Raw genomic sequence first — 21491 nt, forward strand, 5'->3', positions numbered from 1 at the left:
TCGCGTTCAGACGGACAGGCGTGACAGATCCGCCACCCGGTTCATCTGCGTGGCCAACGCGCCAAGCAAGGCGAGCCGGTTGGCACGCACCAGGGGCTCTTCGGCCATGACCATGACTTCGTCAAAGAAGCGGTCGACCGAAGTGCGCAAACCGGCAAGCACCCGCAAGGACTCGGTGTAGTCGCCATTGTCGAAATGGGAACGCACCTGAGGCGCGACGGCATTGAGCTGATCGAACAAGGCCTTTTCGGCGTCTTCTTCCAGCAGTGCAACATCCGGCTCGCCGGGCGCGGTTTCCGCTTTCTTGAGAATGTTGGTGATGCGTTTGTTGGCCGCAGCCAGCGCCGCCGCCTCCGGCAAGGCCTGGAAGGCCTGGACAGCGGCGAGCTTGGCCGGCACCAGATCCATCCGGGTCGGGTCAAGCGCCAGCACGGCATCCACGCTTTCCACGGAATGTCCGGCATCGCGCAACAGGTTGCGCAACCGTTCCTGGAAGAAGCCCAGCAAAGGTTGCTTGAAGTCTTCCGTCAGCAATCCGCCGCCAAACCCGGTGGCGGCATCATCGATCAGGGCAGCCAGGTCCAGCGGCAACGGCGTTTCCATCAGGATACGCAGCACACCAAGTGCAGCACGGCGCAGGCCGAACGGATCCTTGTCACCCGTGGGGAGCTGACCAATGCCGAAGAAGCCGACCAGTGCATCGAGCTTCTCTGCCAGCGCCACGGCGGCAGCTACGTTGCCTTCGGGCAGCTTGTCGCCAGCGAAGCGCGGCAGGTAATGCGCCTCGACGGCGTTGGCCACCACCTCGCCCTCCCCATCGTGCAGCGCGTAGTAGCGGCCCATGGTGCCTTGCAGTTCGGGGAACTCACCAACCATCTCGGTCACGAGATCCGCCTTGGCCAGACGTGCAGCACGCTTTGCCGCCGCCTGATCGGCGCCGAGTCGGTGGGCAATCGCGCCGGCGAGCTGTTCGAGGCGCTCGACGCGATCAAGCAAGGAGCCGAGCTTATTGTGATACACGACATTGCCCAGTCGCTCGACGCGGCTGGCCAGGGGCTGCTTGCGATCCGTATCGAAGAAGAAGCGCGCATCCGCCAGGCGCGGGCGGACCACCCGCTGGTTCCCTTGAACGATGTTGCCCGGGTCCTGCACATCCATGTTCGACACGATCAGGAAACGGTTGAGCAGCTTGCCCGATGAATCGAACAGCGGGAAATATTTCTGGTTCGCCCGCATGGTGAGGATCAGACACTCCTGCGGCACTGCGAGAAACTCCGCCTCGAACTCGCCCACATAGACTGTGGGGTGTTCGACCAGCGCACTCACTTCGTCGAGCAGGTCGGCGTAGTCGCCGAGCCGGGCCTGCTGTCGAGCCGCCTCTTCGGTCAGCTGCTTGTCGATCTGCGCGCGGCGCTCGTTGAAGCAGGGCACAACCTTGCCTTCGGCCAGCAGCGTGGCTTCATAGGCATCGGCGTTGGCCAGTTCAATCTCGCCGCGGCTCATGAAACGGTGACCGCGGGTGACCTTTCCGGACACCAGGTCGAGCACCGAGCCCGGAACCACACGATCACCATGAAGAATCACCAGCTTGTGCACAGGGCGCACGAACAGGGCCTCGCCGGCCCCCCAGCGCATCACCTTGGGAATCGGCAGCGCCTTGATGGCGGCGTTGATCACCTCGGAAACGACTTCCTCAAGCTTCGCACCGGGCACATTGCTCGTATAGAACAAGGCTTCGGCCTTACCGTCCATACGGCGTTCGAACCGGGCGATTTCGGATTCCGGAATGCCTTTGGCGGCGAGTTTCTTGAGCAGAGGCGCCTTGGGCGTACCATCCTCTTCAAGCGCCACCGCCACCGGCATGATCTTCTCGGTTACTTCCTTGCCCGCCCCTTCGGCCAACACCTTGCCGATGGTGACGGCAAGGCGACGCGGCGACGCGAAAGCGCGCACCTTGGCCCCCTGGTCCGCCAAGCCGCGTGCGACCAACTCATTGTGGATTGTATTGGCGAAAGTCTCACCCAGGCGCGGCAGCGCCTTGGGGGGCAGTTCTTCGGTCAGCAGTTCGACCAGCAGGGTCGCGTCGGACATCACGCGGCCTCCTTGTTATCGGGTTTGTCAGCCTGATCGCCGCACATGGGAAAGCCCAGGGCTTCGCGAGAGGCGTAGTAAGCGGCCGCGACGCTGCGCGACAGATTGCGGATACGGCCGATGTAGGCGGCACGCTCGGTCACCGAAATGGCGCCGCGCGCATCGAGCATGTTGAAGGAATGACCCGCCTTGAGCACCATCTCGTAGGCGGGCAGCGCCAGGTTCAACTCGATCAGCCGCTTGGCTTCTGCCTCGTAGTTGCTGAACAACGAGAACAGGAAGTCGACGTTGGCATACTCGAAGTTGAAGGTGGATTGCTCAACCTCGTTCTGGTGGAACACGTCGCCGTAAGTCACCTCGCGGCCGTCGGGGCCGACCGACCAGATCAGGTCGTAGACGTTTTCAACCCCCTGCAGATACATGGCCAAACGCTCAAGGCCATACGTGATCTCACCGAGCACCGGCTTGCAATCGATGCCACCGACCTGCTGGAAGTAGGTGAACTGGGTCACCTCCATGCCGTCGAGCCAGATCTCCCAGCCCAGACCCCAGGCGCCCAGGGTCGGGTTTTCCCAATCGTCTTCCACGAATCGGATGTCGTGCACCATCGGATCGATCCCGAGCGCGCGCAGGGAATCCAGATACAGCTCCTGGAAATTGAGCGGCGAGGGCTTGAGCACCACCTGGTACTGGTAGTAGTGCTGCAACCGGTTGGGGTTCTCGCCGTAACGACCATCTTTCGGGCGGCGCGAGGGCTGCACATAGGCCGCGTTCCACGGCTCGGGGCCTATGGCGCGCAGGAAGGTGGCGGTATGCGAGGTGCCAGCCCCGACCTCGAGGTCGTAGGGCTGAAGCAGCACGCAGCCATGCTCGCCCCAGAACTTCTGCAGGCGGAGAATGACTTCTTGAAACGTCGGCTTGTTATCGGTCATGAGCGTGGCGACCCTCGATTCGGTCGCGACAAAGGCAAAAGGTCGATTTTACTGGCTAATTGCCTTTGAACGAAGCCCGCGCCCCTGCGAATTTCACTTTTCCGCCACGCGGGCCAGACTGACACTGTCATGCGGGCGCCGGATCACCTTTTCTGCTTCCACCAGAATCAGCGCAATCAGTGCAACGACGGCAATTTCGCGCCACGCGCCCAAGGGCACCGCCGCCGTCCCGAACACCGACTGCATGGGGGGCCAATAGGTGAATGCCGCCTGAAGCAGCACCTGCAGCGCCACACCGCCCCAGACCCATGGATTGCTGAAGGGCGCGAGACGCCAGAGCGGGCGCCGCTGACTGCGGCAGGCGAACAGGAAGACGATCTCGACCGCGACGAACACGTTGACCGACACGCTCCGGGCGAGCGCCACATCGCCCGTAAGGTCGAACCAGCGGACGAACAGGCCGAACGCCCCGGCGAGCATGATGATACCCACCAGAACAATGCGCCCCATCAGCACACGATCAAGGATCGGACGACCGGGCGGACGCGGCGGCCGATGCATGACATCGGACTCGATGGGCTCGAACGCCAGACTCATGCCCAGCAATACCGCTGTGGTCATGTTGATCCACAGGATCTGCAGCGGCGTGATCGGCAGGGTCGCCCCGGCGAAGATCGCCGCCAGAATCACCAGCCCTTCGCCGAAGTTGGTGGGCAGTGTCCACGTGATGAATTTGACCAGATTGTCGTAGACGCCCCGCCCTGCCTCGACCGCCGCTTCAATGGTCGCGAAGTTGTCATCGGTCAGCACCATGTCGGCCGCCTCCTTGGCCACATCGGTGCCGACGCCCCCCATGGCCACGCCGATGTCGGCGGCCTTGAGCGCCGGCGCATCATTGACGCCGTCACCGGTCATGGCCACCACGTCGCCATGCGCCTGAATCGCTTTCACAAGCCTCAGCTTTTCCGCCGGCTCCACCCGCGCAAAGACGCGAACCTGACGCACCGTCGCGGCCAACTGCTCGTCGCTCTGCCGGGCCAGCTCGCGCCCAGTCAGCGCCACGTCACTTTCATCGGCGATCCCCATCTGGCGCGCAATGGCCAGTGCCGTTGCCGCGTGATCGCCGGTGATCATCTTGACCTCGATGCCCGCACGGTGACACGCCTTGACCGCCGCCGTGGCACGCCCCCGGGGCGGGTCGATCATGCCCTGCAGCCCCAGAAACGTCAGGTCGCCAGCGACATCATCATCACCATCGAGCTGGTGCGCTGGCGCCATGCGGGCAAAGGCAAGTACTCGCAGGCCCCGCCCGGCCATCGCGTGCGCTGCGGCGTCAATGGCTGCGGCATCGAGCGGCGCCACCTGCCCGTCGGCGTCGAGCATGCGTGCACAGCGCGGGATGATGCGTTCAAGCGCCCCCTTGACGAACACAACGCCCTGCCCCTCGATCCGGTGCAAGGTCGCCATGGTCTGACGCCCAGCGTCGAACGGCAGTTCGGCCTCGCGCGGGCACAGGGCCTGCACACTGCCTTCGTCCAGACCGGCCTTACGGGCCACGACGATGAGCGCCACTTCGGTCGGATCGCCATCCACATCCCACTCGCCCTCGCGTTTGATAAGCGCCGAATCGTTGCAGAGCAGCCCGGCCACCAGGCATTCGCGCAATGCGCCACCGAGCGCCGCCGGCTGTCCGTCCACCGTCAGCTGCCCGTTGGGTGCATAGCCACGACCGCTGACCTCAATCACGCCGCCCCCGGCGTAGATCACTTCAACCGTCATCTGGTTCTCGGTCAGCGTGCCGGTCTTGTCGGAACAGATCACCGTTGTGCTCCCCAGCGTTTCAACCGCCGGGAGGCGCCGGATGATGGCGCGCCGCTTCGCCATTCGAGCCACACCGATGGCCAGCGTCACCGTCAGGGCAGCGGGAAGACCTTCGGGGATCGCGCCCACCGCCAGCGCCACCGCCGCCATCAGCATGTCGACGGGCGTTTCGCCACGCGCCAGTCCGATCACGAAAGTGAGCAGCGCCAGTGACAGGATGACCACCAGCAGCAGGTTCGAGAACTTGCCCATCGCGCGCGTCAGGGGCGTTTCCAGTGACTGCGTCGCCGACAACAGGCGGGCAATGCGCCCTGTTTCCGTGTGGTCGCCGGTAGCGACCACGAGCCCCTTGCCTTGCCCGGCCACCACCAGCGTGCCGGCAAACGCCATGTTGGCGCGCTCGGCCACACGGGTTTCCTCCGGCAACGCAGTATTGTGTTTGGCAACGGCCGCCGATTCGCCGGTCAGCGAGGCCTCCGTAGCCTGCAGCCCGACGGCATGCATCACGCGCACATCGGCCGGGACGCGATCCCCAGCGCTCAAATGAACCACGTCCCCCGGAACAAGGTGCTCGGCGTTGAGCCGGTGACGCCCGCCCCCACGCTGCACGCTCACTTCGGACGCCACGGTGCGCGCCAAGGCGGCCAGGGCCTGCTCGGCCCGCCCCTCCTGGATGAAGCCCACGGCGGCGTTCAGCAGCACGACCCCGAAGATCACGGAGGCATCGACCCATTCCCCCAGTGCCGCGGCCGCAAGCCCGGAAGCCATCAGGATGTAGATCAGGGGCTGATGAAACTGAAGCAGCAGTCGCTTGATCGGGCTTCGCCCGGCCTGCTGTGTAAGTCGGTTGTGGCCATGTGTATCGAGGCGCCGTCCGGCCTCTTCATGACTCAATCCGAGTTCGGGATCGACCTCGAGATGATCGGTGACCGCGGCCACCTCATGGGCGTGCCAAGGGTGACGGGGATCGTAGGGGGGTTTGGGCGTTTCAGACATGCACTTATCGTACTGCGCCCACGTGACACCCGATTTGACTTAAGACGAAAAGCGCCCGGATTTAACGCCGCCGACGACGGAGCAGGACGGGGAACACCATCAGCCCTGCCAGCAACAGCGCCGCGCGATCGCCCCAACGCATGTAGGGTGTCTCGCCCTGCATGCCCTGGACGGACACTTCAAGCACGCCACGCGTGAACGCCGGCAGTACATCCGTCACCCGGCCATCGGGCGCAATGGCCGCCGTCATGCCGGTATTGGTCGCCCGCAGCATGGGGCGGCCGGTCTCGATGGCGCGCACCCGGGCCATTTGCAAGTGCTGGGGCTGAGCAAAGGAGTCCCCATACCAGGCCAGATTCGACAGATTGACCATGATCGTCGCCTCGCTGGCACGGCGACGAATCTCCTCACCGAACACATCTTCATAGCAGATGTTCAAGGCCAGGCGCTGGTCACCCACCTTCATCATGGGTTGATCCGGCGCCCCGGGCGTCTGGTCGGACAGGGGAATATTGGCCAGCTGATAGAACCAGCCGAAGGCCGGCGGTGAATATTCACCGAAAGGCACCAGATGGTGCTTCGCATACGCTTGCACTTGATCGCCGCCCAGCCCGAGGGCCGTGTTGTAGATGTGGTCACCGTCCCGGGTGAACACGCCGGCAATCACGGTCGCGCCGGGGCCGGCCGCCGCGCTCAGGCGATCGAGATAGTTCTCGGGCAAACGTTCGGCGAGCATGGGCAGGGTGGATTCGGGCAGCACCACCAGTGAGGACGGATGGGTGCGGACCAACTGCAGATTCAGATCCAGCCAGTCGCGCAGGCGCTGTGGCTGCCATTTGAGGTCCTGCTGGATATTGGTCTGCACCAAAGCCACTTGCAGCGGATCACCCGCCGGCGTCGTGAAACTCTGGCCACGCAGCATCGCGCCGGACGCCAACAGGACGAGCGCGGCAAAGCTCCATGGCCCGAGCCGCACCGCCCCTTTGCGCATCATGATGCCGAGCCCGGCGGCCAGCGCGACAAGGAGCGCCCCGGTGCCATAAACGCCCAGGTACGGGAAATAGCCTGCCATGGGGCTGGGTGGGGTTTGCGAATACGCGATGGACAGCCAGGGAAAGCCGGTGAACACCCACCCGCGCAACCACTCGAAGATCGCCCAGACCCCGCCAGCCATGAGCGCATCGCGCCACGCGCGACCACTGCGCAATTTCACGAATGCTGCGCCCGCCATCGCCGGCCAGAGCGCGAGATACAGGGCGAACAGGAAGATGGCCGCCGCCGCGATCGGGCCCGGCATGCCGCCGAAGCGGTTGAGCGCCACGTACAGCCAGGACACCCCCGCCACGAAAAAGCCCAAGCCCCAGGCCAGACCAATCGCAAAGCCCTCGCCCGCGTGACGACGTCCTGCAAGCAAGCCGAAGAGCAGCGCCAGCGACGCCAGCGGCAGGGGGAAGAGCTGAAACGGCGCAAACCCGAGCACTGTCGCAGCCCCGGCCAGCAAGGCCAGTGTGGGGTGACGCAGTCGCACGGAGGTCAGGCGGCTTGTTCGGGTTCGGGCTCGGGCGCCGGCGCCTTGTCCACCAGCAGGGTATGCACCCTGCGGCTGTCGGCACGCAACACCTGGAAGCGCAGCCCGTCGATCAGCACAACCTCGCCTCGCTTGGGCAGGCGCCCGAGCTGGCGTATGACCAGGCCACCGACGGTGTCGTACTCTTCGTCATCGAACTGCTTCTCGAAGGCAGCGTTGAAGTCCTCGATTTCGGTGGTGGCCTTCACCCGATAGCGACCGGCATGGTCGAGGCGGATATTGTCTTCCACCTCATCGAAGTCGAATTCGTCTTCGATGTCACCGACAATCTGTTCGAGCACGTCCTCGATGGTGACCAGACCGGCCACGCCGCCGTACTCGTCCACCACGATGGCCATGTGATTGCGACTGACCCGGAATTCTCGCAGCAACACGTTGAGGCGCTTGGACTCAGGCACGAATACGGCCGGTCGCAGCATGTCGCGCAGGTCGAATTCACGCCCGGCAAAGTAGCGCAGCAAATCCTTCGCCATGAAGATGCCAAGCACATCGTCGCGGTTCTCGCCAACGGCGGGGAAGCGGGAGTGGGCGGCATCGATCACCGCAGCGGCAATCTCTTCCATGGCGTCGTCTACATGGATGACGTCCATCTGGGCGCGGGGCACCATGACATCGCGCACCTGCATCTCGGATACCTGGAGCGCACCTTCGATGATCGACAAGGCGTCGGAATCGAGCAAATTGCGTTCAAAGGCCGAGTGCAACAACTCGATGAGGTCTTCACGGTCTTCCGGCTCGGGTGAAAGCAGGGCGGAGAGCCGGTCAAGCAAACTAGGTCGACTAGGGGAACTATCCATTCAGGGTCAGGCGTCCGGGGGCAAAAACCCACTCGCGCGAATCAATTGTCCTCGTAAGGGTTGGGGATGCCCAGCCGTGCCAGGATATCCACTTCCAGCGCTTCCATCAGCGCTGCTTCTTCATCGTCCTCGTGGTCAAGCCCTTGCAGATGCAACATGCCATGCACCACGAGATGGGCAAAGTGGTCAGCCACCGGCTTGCCCTGATCCTTCGCTTCCTGCATCACCACCGGCAGGCAGATGACCAGATCACCATTGAGCACGCCATCCGTCTCATCGTAGACGAAGGTCAGCACATTGGTAGCGTAATCCTTGTCGCGATATTCGCGGTTGAGGGTCCGTCCCTCTTCCTCGCCCACCAGGCGCACACCCACCACCGCGTCCTGACCGAGCGCGGAGCGCGCCCAGGTTCGGATCTGGCTCTTCTTCGGCCGTGCCGTCTTGTCGTCTTCGTCCTTCGGGACGCAGTTCTCGATGGGCATGTCGAGCGTGGCCGGCGCCGGGGGCGCTTCATCCGCCTCGTCTTCAACCGTATCGTGAATGGTCGCAAGACGCAGGTTGAGCAGATTGCACGACGCCGATTGCATCTGGATGACAGGCGTCCCGTCGGGCGCTTCAGCCATCAATTCCACGTCGCCCCAGGCCCGCAACAACAGGTTCAGGGACAGCACCCGGCCATCGGGCCACTGCACTTCAATCGCCTCTGCCTTCAGTTCGCGACGGCGGCCGCTGGCATCGATGGCAAAAAAAACGGGAGACTCAGTTTGAGCCATGGTTGTGCTTGTCCTCGCGCTTTTGCGCCTCTTCGCGCCGCTTGGCGCTTTGCTCATAGGCGTCGACAATGCGCGCCACCAAGGGATGGCGCACCACGTCCTCGCGCAGGAATTTCGTGAAGGCGATACCGCGCACATTGGACAGGATGTCGACCGCTTCGCGCAGGCCGCTGCGATTGCCCCGGGGCAGATCCACCTGGGTCAGATCGCCGGTCACCACCGCCTTGGCCCCGATGCCGATGCGGGTCAGGAACATCTTCATCTGCTCGGGCGTGGTGTTCTGCGCTTCGTCCAGAATGATAAATGAATGATTCAGCGTGCGCCCGCGCATGAAGGCCAGCGGCGCAATCTCGATGGTGCCACGCTCGAAGAGTTTGCCGACGCGATCAAAGCCGAGCAGCTCGTACAGCGCGTCGTAAAGCGGCCGCAGGTAGGGGTCCACCTTCTGGTTCAAGTCGCCGGGGAGAAAGCCCAGGCGCTCCCCGGCCTCGACGGCCGGTCGGGTCAGTATGATGCGCTCGACGTACTCACGCTCCAGCGCATCGACCGCACTGGCCACCGCAAGAAAGGTCTTGCCCGTGCCCGCCGGTCCGACGCCGAAGGTGATGTCGTGCTCCTGAATCTGTCGCAGATACTGCACCTGCCGCGGCGTGCGCCCATGCAGGTCGCTCTTGCGCGTGAGCAGCGCCGGCGCGCTCGCATTGGCCTGATTCAGATTGGCCAGTTCAACCAGCCCGAGCTGGATGTCATCGACGGTCAGATGATCGTCGGCCTGGTCGTAGAAATGGCGCAAGGCCTTGTGAGCCAATACCGCCTGAGCCGGATGCCCACGCAGGGCGAAGTGCTCGCCACGGCGCGAGATCGAGATATCGTAGGCCGTTTCGATCTGGCGCAGATTCTCGTCCAGCGCACCACACAGGTTGGCCAGACGTTCGTTGTCGGCCGGATCGAGGACGACGTCCAGGGTTTTAGGCAACTCAGATTTCCCGCGTCTGGATCTCGCCGCGCAGGCTGTGCGGCAGAGCCGAGGTGATCACCACGTCCACGAACTGACCGATCAGCCGCGGATTGCCGGCGAAATTCACCACGCGATTGTTCTCGGTGCGCCCCGCCAGCTCTTCGGCGTTCTTCTTGGACGGTCCTTCGACCAGAATGCGCTGGGTGGAACCGACCATCGACTCACTGATGACGGCCACCTGCGCTTCAATGCGCTTTTGCAGGCGCGACAACCACTTGAGCTTGTCCGTCTGCGGCACATCGTCTTCGAGATCCGCCGCTGGCGTTCCCGGTCGGGCGCTGTAGACGAAACTGAAAGAGGCGTCGAAACCCACCTCGTCAATCAGCTTCATGGTTTTATCGAAATCCGCTTCCGTCTCGCCGGGGAAACCGACAATGAAGTCACTCGACAGGGACAGATCCGGCCGCACGGCGCGCAGCTTGCGCACCAGGGATTTGTATTCAAGTGCCGTGTAACCGCGCTTCATGGCTGCCAGCACCCGGTCGGAGCCGGACTGTACCGGCAGGTGCAAGTGGGAGACGAGCTTCGGGATCTTTGCATACGCATCGACAATGCGCTGCGTCATCTCGCGCGGATGCGAGGTGGTATAGCGCAGGCGCTCGATCCCCGGAATCTCGGCCACGCACTCGAGCAGAAAGGCAAAGTCGCCCGTCTCCTCGCCGCCCTTGGTGATGGCGCCGCGCCAGGCATTCACGTTCTGCCCCAGTACGGTCACCTCCTTCACGCCCTGGTCGGCGAGCGTCGCCACCTCGGTGAGGATATCGTCGAGCGGACGAGACACCTCTTCACCACGAGTGTAGGGCACGACACAGAACGTGCAGTACTTCGAACAGCCTTCCATGATCGACACGAAGGCGCTGGCACCTTCGACACGTGCCGGCGGCATGGCGTCGAATTTTTCGATCTCGGGGAAAGAAATATCCACCTGCGAACGGCCAGACGCGCGACGCTCGGCAATCAGCTGGGGCAGCCGATGCAGCGTCTGCGGCCCGAACACGAGATCGACATACGGCGCACGCTGCACGATGGCATCGCCTTCCTGGCTGGCCACGCAACCGCCGACGCCGATGATCAGGTCCGGATTGGTCTGTTTCAGGTGCTTGACGCGCCCGAGGTCGTGAAACACCTTCTCCTGCGCCTTCTCGCGCACGGAACAGGTGTTGAACAGGATGACGTCGGCCTCTTCGGGGTTGTCGGTCTTCACCAGACCTTCCTGCGCCCCGAGCACATCCACCATCTTGTCGGAATCGTACTCGTTCATCTGGCACCCGAAAGTGCGGATGAAAACCTTCTTGTTGCTCATGAACTCATTACTTGGAAGTCAGGGCCGTATATTCGTCGTCGGTGAGGAGCCAGATGCGGTGGACCATGCCCTGGAGATCCTGCTTGAACCCGACGCGATGCTTGCCGTAGAGCGACGCGGGCTGGATGATCAGGTTGTCCTGGCCGCGCACCTGAGCCGCCGGCGACAACTGGACCTGTCTTTCACCCAGCACAACCACGGCGCTGCCATTGGCGGTCATTGTGGTCACCACCAGATCAGCGGGCAAGGGTCGCACCACTTGCGCCACGGCGAGGGAAGACAGCAACAGCGCCAGCACGGTGCTGACGAGCGTGAGTATTCGACGAATCAACTCGAGCCCTGGACTGTTTCGCGCGATGCGAAACCATTGGTTGAGAGGCGCAGATATTCGCCCAAACCCCCTGAAAAGTCAATGCAATAGGGCCATTACCCCCCGCATCGAACCCATTCAGACTGGCGCGAAAAACAACCCGAGGCGCAGGAGGGTATTGACGCAACGCCATAAACCTTCTTATCATGCCGGGCTTCGTGGTGATGTAGCTCAGACGGTTAGAGCGATGGATTCATAACCCATAGGTCGGCGGTTCGATTCCGCCCATCACCACCAGAACACAAAAGGGCCCGTCGCTTGACGGGCCCTTTTCCGTTTCGGAGTGATCATCTGTTCCAGTAGGGCGCCGTTTCCGGCAGCACCCAGCGGACGCCGCCTCTGGGGTCGGGCACATCGCCGGCACGTCTCGGGATGAGGTGCAGATGCACGTGCGGCACTGTCTGGCCCGCCACTTCGCCGTCATTCAGGCCGATGTTGTAGCCGTCCGGGCGGTAACGCTCATCGGCAACGATCTTTGCTTCATTGAGCAGCGCCAGCATGCCGGAACGCTCCTCCGGCACCAGCTCGAAGAATGAAGCCACATGGCGGCGAGGAATGACCAGCGCATGACCGGGCGCACTGGGCGCGATGTCGTGCACCCAGAAAGCGAGTTCGTTCTGGCCGAGCCAGGCCGATTCAGGGATGGCACAAAAAGGGCAGGATGGGGCAGGCGTCGTGCTCATGAACAGACTCCGGAACGAGCCATTTGGCCGGTATCGCGCCCGACGGGGTGCCAACCGAGCCGCTAACGGACTGAACGCGACGGCTCAAGTCAGCGCCAGTCCACAATCAAAAAACGCAACACCTTCTCGAACAGGGACACCAACTCATCACGATGCATGTCCGGGTGCTTGATTCCGCGCACCGTGATGCCGTCAAACAGCGTTGCAATCATATCGCCGAGCGCATCGATCGTCTCGTCGCTGTCATTGTGGCCGAGGTCTCTTCGCAGTGCGCGAACCACTTCCTTGAAGTTGTTCAGCACCTCGCGATCCGCCTGCTGCACGATCATCGCAACGCTGGGGTTGCGACATGCCTCGGCCACGATTTCCAGATCAATGGCAGCAAAGTCCGGATCGAGCTTGTCTGCAATGCCCTCGCCCGCCTTGTCGATGGTTGCATCCAGCACATCCGGGGCGGTGCGCAGCGCTTCGACCCGCTCGAGAATGGTATCGGCCTTGGCACGCACGATGCCTTCGATGATGGCTTCCTTGTTTTCGAAGTAATGATAGACATGTCCCGGACTCATGCCAGCGCGCTTGCATATTTTTGAAATGCTGGCGTTGTGAAATCCGAATTCACGAAAGCAGGCTTCCGCCGCTTCCAGAATCTGGGCCCGGCGGACATCGGCTTTTGTCGATGCGCAGGGAACGGAAGGCTCAGTGCTCATGTCTGTTTGTGAAAAGTTGGGTAAAGCCGGGCCACCGAGTCGTGTCCAGGAGTTGATCTGAAACACACCCTAACATAGAATGAGCGTTCGAACTAGAACGATCGCTCTAAAAAGAATACTGCCATGGCCCCTTACATTGCCGAGAAGAAGACAACGATGATTGCCCGCCCGATCGCCCTCACGCTGACCATCGCCAGCGCCCTCACCCTGGCCGCTTGCAGCGACAACGGCGGAAAGGCCAACGCCCAGGGCGGCGGGGCCCAGAAGCCCGTGGTGACCGTGATCGACACGGTCTCGACTTCGGTCCCCCTGATTTCCGAGCTACCTGGCCGCACAACCCCGTACCTGGTCGCCGAGATCCGCCCCCAGGTCGGGGGCATCGTTCAGAAACGTCTGTTCAAGGAAGGCGGCGAAGTCGAAGCCGGCCAGCCGCTCTACCAGATCGACCCGGCCACTTATAAGGCCAGCTATGACAGCGCCCGTGCCGCACTGGCCCGCGCACAGGCCACGCTCAAGAGCGCCCGCCTGACCGCCAAGCGCTATGCGGAGCTGGTGAAGATCGAAGCGGTCAGCACCCAGGCCAACGATGACGCCCAGGCCGCCCTTGCCCAGGCGGAAGCCGATGTGGCTTCTGCCCGCGCCGCGGTGACGACCGCCAAGGTCAATCTCGACTACACCCGCATCACCAGCCCCATTGCCGGACGCATCGGCCGCTCATCGGTCACGCGTGGCGCCCTCGTCACCGCCAACCAGAGTGCGGCGCTGGCCACGGTGCAGCAGCTCGATCCGATCTATGTGGATCTGACCCAATCGACCGTTGAACTGCTCAACCTGCGCGAACAGATGGCCAAGGGCAAGGTGAAGGCCAAGGACGGCCAGGTGCCCGTCACCCTGCTGTTCGAGAACGGCAGCCAGTATGGACAGACCGGCACCCTCGCCTTTTCGGAAGTCACCGTGGACGAAACCACCGGCAGCGTAACCTTGCGTGCCCAGTTCCCGAACCCTGAAGGCATGCTGCTGCCGGGCATGTACGTGCGCGCCCGCATCGAACAGGGCGAGACCACCAATGCCGTGCTCGTGCCTCACAAGGCGCTGACCCGTAATGCACGCGGCGAAGCGCAAGTACTGATTGTCACTGGCGAAGGCAAGGTCGAGGCGCGAACCGTGACCGCAGACCAGAGCCGTGGTGACCAGTGGGTCGTGACCAACGGCCTGAGCGGTGGCGAAAAACTCATCACCGAAGGCTTGCAGAAGGTGCGCGCCGGTGCCGACGTGACAGCCGTGCCGCCATCGGCCGACGGCGCAGCGCCAGCGGCGGGTCAGAACAACGCTGCTGCGGCCAAGTGAGGCACTGACCATGGCTCGCTTCTTCATTGACCGCCCCATTTTCGCGTGGGTGATCGCCATCGTGATCATGCTGGCCGGCGTACTGGCCATCGAGAACCTGCCGATTTCCCAGTACCCGTCCATTGCCCCGCCGGCCATCCGGATCAGTGCCTCTTACCCGGGCGCCTCGGCCAAGACCGCCGAAGACTCGGTGACCCAGGTCATCGAGCAACGGCTCACGGGCATCGACGGACTCACCTACATCAGCTCCAACACCGACTCGTTCGGTAACGTGGAGATCACGCTCACCTTTGACGCGGACACCGACCCCGACATTGCCCAGGTGCAGACTCAGAACAAGGTGCAGCAAGCCCTGTCCCTGCTGCCCCAGTCCGTGCAGAACCAGGGGGTGACGGTGGCCAAGTCGGCGCGCAACTTCCTGATGGTGGCCGGCTTTGTGTCGGAAGACGGCAGCCTCGACGCGGTCGACCTGTCCGATTTTCTGGTCTCCAGCGTGCAGGACGCCATCTCGCGCGTCGATGGCGTCGGTGAAGTCACGGTGTTCGGCTCCCAGTACGCCATGCGTATCTGGGTCGATCCGGACAAGCTGAACAACTTCAGGCTCACCACCTCGGACGTCACTGCGGCGGTCTCTGCGCAGAACACGCAGATCTCGGCCGGCCAGCTCGGCGGTGCGCCCGCCGTGCCGGGTCAGGGTTTCAGCGCCACCGTGACCGCCCAGAGCCGCCTGCAAACCGTGGAGCAGTTCGAACAGATCCTGCTGCGCAGTGCGGAGGATGGCGGCGAGGTTCGCCTCAAGGACGTGGCCCGCATCGAGATCGGCGCCCAGAGCTACGAGACGGTGGCCCGGTTCAACGGGCAGCCGGCCGCCGGCATGGGTGTTCGCCTGGCCTCGGGTGCGAACGCGCTTGAGACCGCAGACAACATTCGCGCCAAGCTCGACGAGATGCAGCCCTACTTCCCTGCCGGGGTGAAGTACGTGATCCCCTACGACACCACCCCGTTCGTGCGCATCTCCATCGAAGAGGTGGTCAAGACGCTGGTCGAAGCGGTGATCCTGGTGTTCCTGGTGATGTACCTGTTCCTGCAGAACTTCCGCGCCACGCTGATCCCCACCATCGCGGTCCCGGTGGTCTTGCTGGGCACCTTCGCGATCATGGAAGCGGCCGGCTTCTCGATCAACACGCTCACCATGTTCGGCATGGTGCTGGCCATCGGCCTGCTGGTGGATGACGCCATCGTGGTGGTCGAAAACGTCGAACGGGTGATGAGTGAAGAGGGGCTGTCGCCCAAGGAGGCCACCAAGCGCTCCATGGGTCAGATCACCGGCGCCCTGGTCGGTATCGGTCTGGTGCTCTCCGCCGTGTTCGTGCCCATGGCCTTCTTCGGCGGCTCGACCGGCGTGATCTATCGCCAGTTCTCCATCACCATCGTGGCCGCCATGGGCCTGTCGGTGCTGGTCGCCATCGTGTTCACCCCCGCACTGTGCGCCACCATGCTCAAACCGGTCGAAAAGGGCCACAGCATGGCGCGCAAGGGCTTCTTCGGCTGGTTCAACCGCAATTTCGACCGTGCCACCCGAGGTTACGAGGGCATGGTCGGCGGCATGATCAAACGCACCATCCGCTTCATGATCGTGTTCGGCGCCATTGTCGCCCTGCTCGCCTTCCTGTTCGTGCGCCTGCCCTCCTCCTTCCTGCCGGAAGAGGATCAGGGCGTGATGTTCAACCAGGTGGTGCTGCCCGCCGGCGCCACCCAGGAGCGCACGCTCGAAGTGCTGCGCAAGGTGGAGAAGCACTTCCTGGAGGACGAGAAGGACACCGTTCGGGCCCTGTTCACCGTCGCCGGCTTCAGTTTCTCCGGTCGCGGTCAGAACATGGGTATCGGCTTTGTGAACCTCAAGCCCTGGGACGAGCGCACCGCGCCGGGCCAGGACGTGAAGTCCCTGCAGGCCCGCGCCATGGGCGCCTTCTCGCAGATCCGCGAAGCCATGGTCTTTGCCTTCGTGCCCCCAGCGGTGCTCGAACTGGGCACCTCCGGTGGTTTCACCATGGAGTTGCAGGACCTCTCCGGTCTTGGTCACGACGCCTTGCTCAATGCTCGTAACCAGTTGCTCGGCATGGCCGGGCAGGATCAGCGCCTGATGGGCGTACGCCCGAACGGCCAGGAAGACACGCCTCAGTTCAAGCTCGATATCGACCTGCAGAAGGCCGGCGCCCTTGGCGTGGCGGCCAGCGACATCAACAGCACCCTGGCCACCGCCTGGGGCGGCACCTATGTGAACGACTTTGTCGATCGCGGCCGCATCAAGCGGGTCTACGTGCAGGGCGACGCGCCCTCGCGCATGACGCCGGACGACGTGAACAAGTGGTACGTGCGCAACAGCGATGGCGAGATGGTCCCCTTCTCGGCCTTCACGAGCACGCACTGGGTCTATGGCCCGCAGCGTCTGGAGCGCTTCAACGGGCAGCCGTCCATGCAGATCCAGGGCTCGGCAGCCCCCGGCTACTCCTCCGGCGAGGCGATGGACGCCATGGCCGAACTGGTGGGCAAGCTGCCCACCGGCATCGGCTATGCCTGGTCCGGCACGTCCTATCAGGAGCAGCAATCGGGCGATCAGGCCCCGGCGCTGCTGGCGCTGTCCTTGCTGATCGTGTTCCTGTGTCTGGCGGCCCTCTACGAGAGCTGGTCGATTCCGTTTGCGGTCATGCTGGTCGTGCCGCTGGGGGTGCTCGGCGCCGTGGTCGCGGCGTCCACCCGCGGCCTGTCCAACGACATCTACTTTCAGGTGGGTCTGCTGGCGACCATCGGCCTGTCGGCCAAGAACGCCATCCTGATCGTGGAATTCGCCAAGGCCCAGATCGAGGAGGAAGGCAAGTCGCTCCTGGACGCCACCCTCGAAGCGGTGCGCATGCGCTTGCGCCCGATCCTGATGACCTCGCTGGCCTTCGGCTTCGGCGTGCTGCCGCTCGCCCTGGCCAGTGGCGCCGGTGCCGGCAGCCAGAACGCCATCGGCACCGGCGTGCTCGGCGGCGTGATCTTCGCCACCGCGCTGGGCATCTTCTTCGTGCCGCTGTTCTTCGTGGTGATCAACCGCATCTTCTCGCGCAAGAAGCCGACGGACGACACCACACCCCCTGCCGCAAGCACCACGCAGGAGGCCCACTGACATGACACACCCCATGACGTCTCTTCGCATCCTGACCCTGTCCATCGCAACGCTCGGCCTCACCGCCTGCGCCTCGATGGCACCGGACTACGAGCGCCCGCAGGCGCCGGTCCTCAACCAGTGGCCCGCGGGCACCGCCGACCAGGCGAGCACTGAAGTCACACCGGCCTACCAGATGGACTGGCGCGGGTATTTTCCCGACGCGCGCCTGCAGTCGGTGATCGCCCAAGCCCTGGCCAACAACCGCGACCTGCGCATCGCAGCGCTGAACATTGAAGCGGCCCGTGCTCAATACCGGATTCAGCGTGCCGACCGCTTCCCCGAGATCACCGGCAACGCGTCCCAGACCGTGGCGCGCACACCCGGCGACCTGAGCAGTTCGGGCGAGCCCGTCATCAGCCGTCGCTACGAAGTCGGACTGGGCGCTGCGTGGGAGGTCGATTTCTTCGGACGCATCAAGAGCCTGCAAGACCAGGCGCTCGAGAACTATCTGGCCACGGAAGAGGCCCGACGGGCCACGCAGGTGAGCCTGGTGGCCGAGGTGGCCAACGCCTGGCTGACGCTGGCGGCCGACCGGGCACTGCTCGACCTGGCACAACGCACCTTCGATGCACAGACCAAATCGCTGGAACTGACCCAGAAGAGCTTCGATCTGGGCGCCGCCTCCGGCCTGGACCTGAGTCAGCTCAAGACCACGACCGCCCGCGCGCGCGCCGATCTGGCCGCACAACAGGCGCAGGTCATCAAGGATCGCAACGCGCTCAACCTGCTGGTGGGCAACCCGGTGGATGCCATGCTGCTGCCCGCTTCACTCGCGGACGTCAGTCTGCCGGTGGCCGAGCTTCCCGCCGGCGTGCCCTCCGAAGTGCTGGTACGCCGCCCGGACGTGCTCCAGGCCGAGCGTCAGCTGCGCGCCGCCAACGCCAGCATCGGCGCTGCCCGTGCCGCATTCTTCCCGACCATCAGCCTGACCGGCAACTACGGCACGGCCAGTGCCAGCCTAGATGGCCTGTTCGAGTCGGGCAGCCGTGCGTGGAGCTTCGTCCCGAGCATCCGCCTGCCGATTTTCAACGCTGGTGCCCTGCGCGCCAGCCTGGATGTGGCCGAGATCAAGAAGGACATCAACATCGCCACCTACGAGCGGACCATCCAGACCGCCTTCTCGGAAGTGGCCGATGCGTTGGCCGATCGCGCCACCATCAATGAGCGTGTGGCCGCTGTGTCCGAACTGGTCGACGCGTCACGCAAGACCTTCACCCTCAGCGATGCCCGCTACAAGAATGGCATCGACAGCTTCCTCACCCAGCTCGACGCCCAGCGCACGCTGTATTCGGCCGAGCAGGAACTGATCGCCGTACGCCTGGTGGAGGCAAGCAACAAGGTGACGCTCTACAAGGTGATGGGCGGTGGCTGGCAGCCACTCAAGGAAATGACCGACACAGCCCGTTGAATCCGTCTGGCTGAAAGGAAACGGCTCGCCACCGGGCAACGGGGCGAGCCGTTTCCGTTTGATTGAGCGCTCAGATCGACACCGGCAGATAGACCTTGAACTGACTGCCGATACCCAGTTTGCTGCTCACCTGGATGTAACCCTGATGCAGCTCGACCAGTTGCTTGGTAATCGATAAACCGAGTCCGGTCCCGTCCACCTTGCGGTGCTCGCCACTCTCCACCCGGTAGAAACGGCTGAACAGCTTTTCGAGCTGGTCATCACTCATACCGATGCCCGAGTCGTGCACGTCGATGACCGCGTAGCGCCGGCCATCGACGGTTTCCAGATACAGCTTCACCTCGACCCCGCCCTGCGGCTTGTTGTACTTGGCCGCATTGGAGAGCAGATTCACGAACACCTGCTTGAGCCGCTTGCGATCGCCGTGCACCACCAACCCGGTTTCATCGCGGTAGGTCTTGCCCAGCGTCACCTGCTTTTCGTTGAACAGCGGCTGAACGAGCATGAGTGACTCATCCATCACAGCCACCACATTGGTGGGCTCGCGATGCAGGGCCAGGCTGCCGGCCTCGATCTTGGCGATGTCGAGAATGTCGTTGATGATCGAAAGCAGGTGGCGGGCATTGTCCGCCGCATAGTTGATGTAGCGCTGCTGATCTTCGGTGAGCGCGCCGGCCTTGCCGTACTTGAGCAGCTCGGTGTAGCCAATGATCGAATTGAGCGGCGTGCGCACCTCGTGCGACATGTTCGAGATGGCGTCGGTCTTGCGCTGGTTGGCCAGCACCGCATCGTTGCGCGCCTGGACCAGCTCCTGATTGAGCTTTTCGAGCAGGACGCCCTGCTTGAGCGTCATTTCCACGATGGGATTGCGCAGGCTCTTGGCCGTGTGCAGTTCAGCTGCGGTCCACGGCCGGGAGATGCCCGAGCGCACCTCTTTCCATTCATCGAACGACGCCCGCGGCTGCAGCCGGCTCATCTGACCGGCCGGGTCCGCAACCACCGCTTTACGCGGATCACCCGCCCACGATACGGTCTCGACGACGCCCTTGCGGAACCACATGACCGCATCGTTGCGGTCAAAGGACAGAAACAGCACGATCACGCCACTGGCCACATGCTTGAAGCCTTCCGCCGCCGGGTACTCGTGAGGCAGGCGGGTCGAGGTGTAAATCATGTCCGACGGCTTGACCTGCGCCTTCACCCACGCCAGCAGTCGGCTGGCCTCTTCCTTGGTCGGAGCATCCCCGATGGTGAAAACATCCGACGAGAAGAACACCATGGCGCTGTCGGCATTGAGCAACTGGGTGATGTTCGGTTGCGGCCCCACCAGTGCCTCCATGAATCGATCGGTGCGATTCATCTTGCCGATCAGCTGGGTCTGGATTTCGGCAAGCAGATCGAACTGGCGCTCGGACTCATGCTGGATCACGCGGACCAGTTCGCTGGAAACGATGCGGCTGAGGAACTTGGTGCTGTTCAGAAACGCATACGGCGCGGCCTTGGCCGAGTTGTGGTGGCAGGCAATCAGGCCCCAAAGCGCGCCGTCGACAATCAAGGATACGGTCAGGGTCGCCCGCACCCCCATGTTCTTGAGGTACTGGATGTGGATGGGCGACACACTGCGCAAGAAGCTGTGTGAGAGATCGACAGGCCCGGGCTGGTCGGCATTGACCCACAGCGCTTCGCCCACGTCCTCCACGTCGAACACATGGCGCACGCGGTTCGACACATACAAGGCTCGCGCCTGGGCCGGGATATCCGACGCGGGGTAGTGCAAGCCCTTGTATGGCTCCAGGCCGTCCTCCAGCGCCTCGGCGATCACTTCCCCGTTGTGATCCTCATCGAAGCGATAGATCATCACCCGGTCGTAGCCAGAAAAGCGCTTGAACTCGGTGGCCAGCGTGTCGGCGAACCGCTCGATCGAATCGAGCCTGCTGAGTGTATTGAGCATGCGATGGATTTCATGCTGGAGCCACACCGCCTCATTGCGCCGGGCCCCGCTCTCGACCCAGGGCAGGAAATCCACAAGCAACAAGCCCTGCGCATTCTTGCGCAACACCAGCTCATAGCGCGATGCGCGACCTTGCCCGTCGGGCCCGCAATCGCAGAAACCGCAGTACACGCCGGGAGAATCGTCCTGCTCGGCCACATCGGCGCGATGGTCGCGAATCAGTTCGGCCATGTGCTCGGGCAGGTCATCGAGCTGGAGCGGACGCTGCGCCTGTTGCGCAATCCGGCCCACGAGTGCCTCAAGGTTGCCACTGATGGCGACAACGGTTTCGTTTTCGTCGAGCACCAGCACAAAGCCGTGGGACTGCACCTGACCGAGCAAATGGATCGGCTCAGCCTCACATCGCCCCAGATCGAAGCTGGGCGCATGGGCGGGGGAATAGATCATGGTGAGGACCGTCGTTTCTTATCCTGTTGCAATGACGCAGGGCACCCC

Annotated in this window: 15 protein-coding genes and 1 tRNA gene; 4 read left to right on the top strand and 12 right to left on the bottom strand. The window is 63.4% G+C overall.

The genetic code is table 11. The features are described from left to right. Positions 1 to 6: 6 nt before the first annotated feature. The 9 genes from glyS to J0W34_RS16610 form a co-directional block, all read right to left on the bottom strand. The gene (gene glyS, locus J0W34_RS16570) at positions 7 to 2091 is read right to left on the bottom strand and encodes a glycine--tRNA ligase subunit beta (RefSeq protein WP_230969516.1); all 2085 of its coding nucleotides are present in this window, start codon (positions 2089 to 2091) and stop codon (positions 7 to 9) included. After that, positions 2091 to 3023 carry a glycine--tRNA ligase subunit alpha gene (gene glyQ / locus J0W34_RS16575; RefSeq protein WP_230969517.1) on the bottom strand — a complete coding sequence of 311 codons (933 nt, stop codon included), beginning with the start codon at positions 3021 to 3023 and terminating at the stop codon, positions 2091 to 2093. Before glyQ ends, glyS begins: the two co-directional genes overlap by 1 nt. Before the next feature lie 93 nt (positions 3024 to 3116). Further along, positions 3117 to 5840: a cation-translocating P-type ATPase gene (locus tag J0W34_RS16580; RefSeq protein ID WP_230969518.1), complete on the bottom strand. Its 2724-nt coding sequence runs from the start codon at positions 5838 to 5840 to the stop codon at positions 3117 to 3119. A 61-nt stretch (positions 5841 to 5901) separates the two neighbouring features. Further along, complete coding sequence (lnt, locus tag J0W34_RS16585; RefSeq protein WP_321573661.1) at positions 5902 to 7368, bottom strand: apolipoprotein N-acyltransferase; 1467 nt, start codon at positions 7366 to 7368, stop codon at positions 5902 to 5904. Between the two features lie 5 nt (positions 7369 to 7373). Beyond that, positions 7374 to 8225 carry an HlyC/CorC family transporter gene (locus J0W34_RS16590; protein WP_227816345.1) on the bottom strand — a complete coding sequence of 284 codons (852 nt, stop codon included), beginning with the start codon at positions 8223 to 8225 and terminating at the stop codon, positions 7374 to 7376. A gap of 41 nt (positions 8226 to 8266) precedes the next feature. Then, positions 8267 to 8998, bottom strand: coding sequence for an rRNA maturation RNase YbeY (gene ybeY / locus J0W34_RS16595; RefSeq protein ID WP_227816344.1), 732 nt, complete (start codon positions 8996 to 8998; stop codon positions 8267 to 8269). Beyond that, a complete protein-coding gene (locus J0W34_RS16600; RefSeq protein WP_227816343.1) occupies positions 8985 to 9974 on the bottom strand; it encodes a PhoH family protein in 990 nt (329 codons plus the stop codon). The genes ybeY and J0W34_RS16600 overlap by 14 nt, the downstream gene beginning before the upstream one ends. A 1-nt stretch (position 9975) precedes the next feature. After that, on the bottom strand, positions 9976 to 11319 hold the full coding sequence (gene miaB, locus J0W34_RS16605; protein ID WP_227816342.1) for a tRNA (N6-isopentenyl adenosine(37)-C2)-methylthiotransferase MiaB: 1344 nt from the start codon (positions 11317 to 11319) through the stop codon (positions 9976 to 9978). A 7-nt stretch (positions 11320 to 11326) separates the two neighbouring features. Beyond that, positions 11327 to 11650, bottom strand: coding sequence for a hypothetical protein (locus tag J0W34_RS16610; RefSeq protein ID WP_227816341.1), 324 nt, complete (start codon positions 11648 to 11650; stop codon positions 11327 to 11329). 199 nt (positions 11651 to 11849) lie between these two features. Here J0W34_RS16610 and J0W34_RS16615 point away from each other — a divergent pair. Further along, positions 11850 to 11926 (top strand) — tRNA-Met (locus J0W34_RS16615). Between the two features lie 50 nt (positions 11927 to 11976). Here J0W34_RS16615 and J0W34_RS16620 read toward each other — a convergent pair. Further along, the gene (locus J0W34_RS16620) at positions 11977 to 12372 is read right to left on the bottom strand and encodes an HIT family protein (RefSeq protein WP_227816340.1); all 396 of its coding nucleotides are present in this window, start codon (positions 12370 to 12372) and stop codon (positions 11977 to 11979) included. Between the two features lie 89 nt (positions 12373 to 12461). Further along, positions 12462 to 13145, bottom strand: coding sequence for a TetR/AcrR family transcriptional regulator (locus J0W34_RS16625; RefSeq protein ID WP_227816339.1), 684 nt, complete (start codon positions 13143 to 13145; stop codon positions 12462 to 12464). A gap of 57 nt (positions 13146 to 13202) precedes the next feature. On the opposite strand from J0W34_RS16625, the gene J0W34_RS16630 reads away from it, so the two are divergent. Genes J0W34_RS16630 through adeC form a run of 3 tightly spaced genes read left to right on the top strand, consistent with a single transcriptional unit; the run spans position 13203 to position 19045 of the window. Continuing rightward, complete coding sequence (locus J0W34_RS16630; protein WP_321573660.1) at positions 13203 to 14426, top strand: efflux RND transporter periplasmic adaptor subunit; 1224 nt, start codon at positions 13203 to 13205, stop codon at positions 14424 to 14426. 10 nt (positions 14427 to 14436) lie between these two features. Continuing rightward, positions 14437 to 17595: an efflux RND transporter permease subunit gene (locus tag J0W34_RS16635; RefSeq protein ID WP_230969519.1), complete on the top strand. Its 3159-nt coding sequence runs from the start codon at positions 14437 to 14439 to the stop codon at positions 17593 to 17595. A gap of 13 nt (positions 17596 to 17608) precedes the next feature. Continuing rightward, complete coding sequence (gene adeC / locus J0W34_RS16640; RefSeq protein ID WP_230969520.1) at positions 17609 to 19045, top strand: AdeC/AdeK/OprM family multidrug efflux complex outer membrane factor; 1437 nt, start codon at positions 17609 to 17611, stop codon at positions 19043 to 19045. Positions 19046 to 19115: 70 nt separating this feature from the next. On the opposite strand, the gene J0W34_RS16645 is transcribed toward adeC, so the two are convergent. Next, positions 19116 to 21443, bottom strand: a complete 2328-nt coding sequence (locus tag J0W34_RS16645) for an ATP-binding protein (RefSeq protein WP_230969521.1) — start codon at positions 21441 to 21443, stop codon at positions 19116 to 19118. Positions 21444 to 21491 lie beyond the last annotated feature (48 nt).

The sequence above is a fragment of the Nitrogeniibacter aestuarii genome (assembly GCF_017309585.1).
Classification (GTDB): domain Bacteria; phylum Pseudomonadota; class Gammaproteobacteria; order Burkholderiales; family Rhodocyclaceae; genus Nitrogeniibacter; species Nitrogeniibacter aestuarii.

Coding starts and splice junctions, on each gene's coding strand:
- J0W34_RS16620 (WP_227816340.1), bottom strand. CDS start 12,372: ATGAGCACGACGCCTGCCCCATCCTGCCCTTTTTGTGCCATCCCTGAA.
- J0W34_RS16635 (WP_230969519.1), top strand. CDS start 14,437: ATGGCTCGCTTCTTCATTGACCGCCCCATTTTCGCGTGGGTGATCGCC.
- adeC (WP_230969520.1), top strand. CDS start 17,609: ATGACGTCTCTTCGCATCCTGACCCTGTCCATCGCAACGCTCGGCCTC.
- ybeY (WP_227816344.1), bottom strand. CDS start 8,998: ATGGCTCAAACTGAGTCTCCCGTTTTTTTTGCCATCGATGCCAGCGGC.
- J0W34_RS16590 (WP_227816345.1), bottom strand. CDS start 8,225: ATGGATAGTTCCCCTAGTCGACCTAGTTTGCTTGACCGGCTCTCCGCC.
- J0W34_RS16630 (WP_321573660.1), top strand. CDS start 13,203: ATGGCCCCTTACATTGCCGAGAAGAAGACAACGATGATTGCCCGCCCG.
- J0W34_RS16645 (WP_230969521.1), bottom strand. CDS start 21,443: ATGATCTATTCCCCCGCCCATGCGCCCAGCTTCGATCTGGGGCGATGT.
- miaB (WP_227816342.1), bottom strand. CDS start 11,319: ATGAGCAACAAGAAGGTTTTCATCCGCACTTTCGGGTGCCAGATGAAC.
- glyS (WP_230969516.1), bottom strand. CDS start 2,091: ATGTCCGACGCGACCCTGCTGGTCGAACTGCTGACCGAAGAACTGCCC.
- glyQ (WP_230969517.1), bottom strand. CDS start 3,023: ATGACCGATAACAAGCCGACGTTTCAAGAAGTCATTCTCCGCCTGCAG.
- J0W34_RS16580 (WP_230969518.1), bottom strand. CDS start 5,840: ATGTCTGAAACGCCCAAACCCCCCTACGATCCCCGTCACCCTTGGCAC.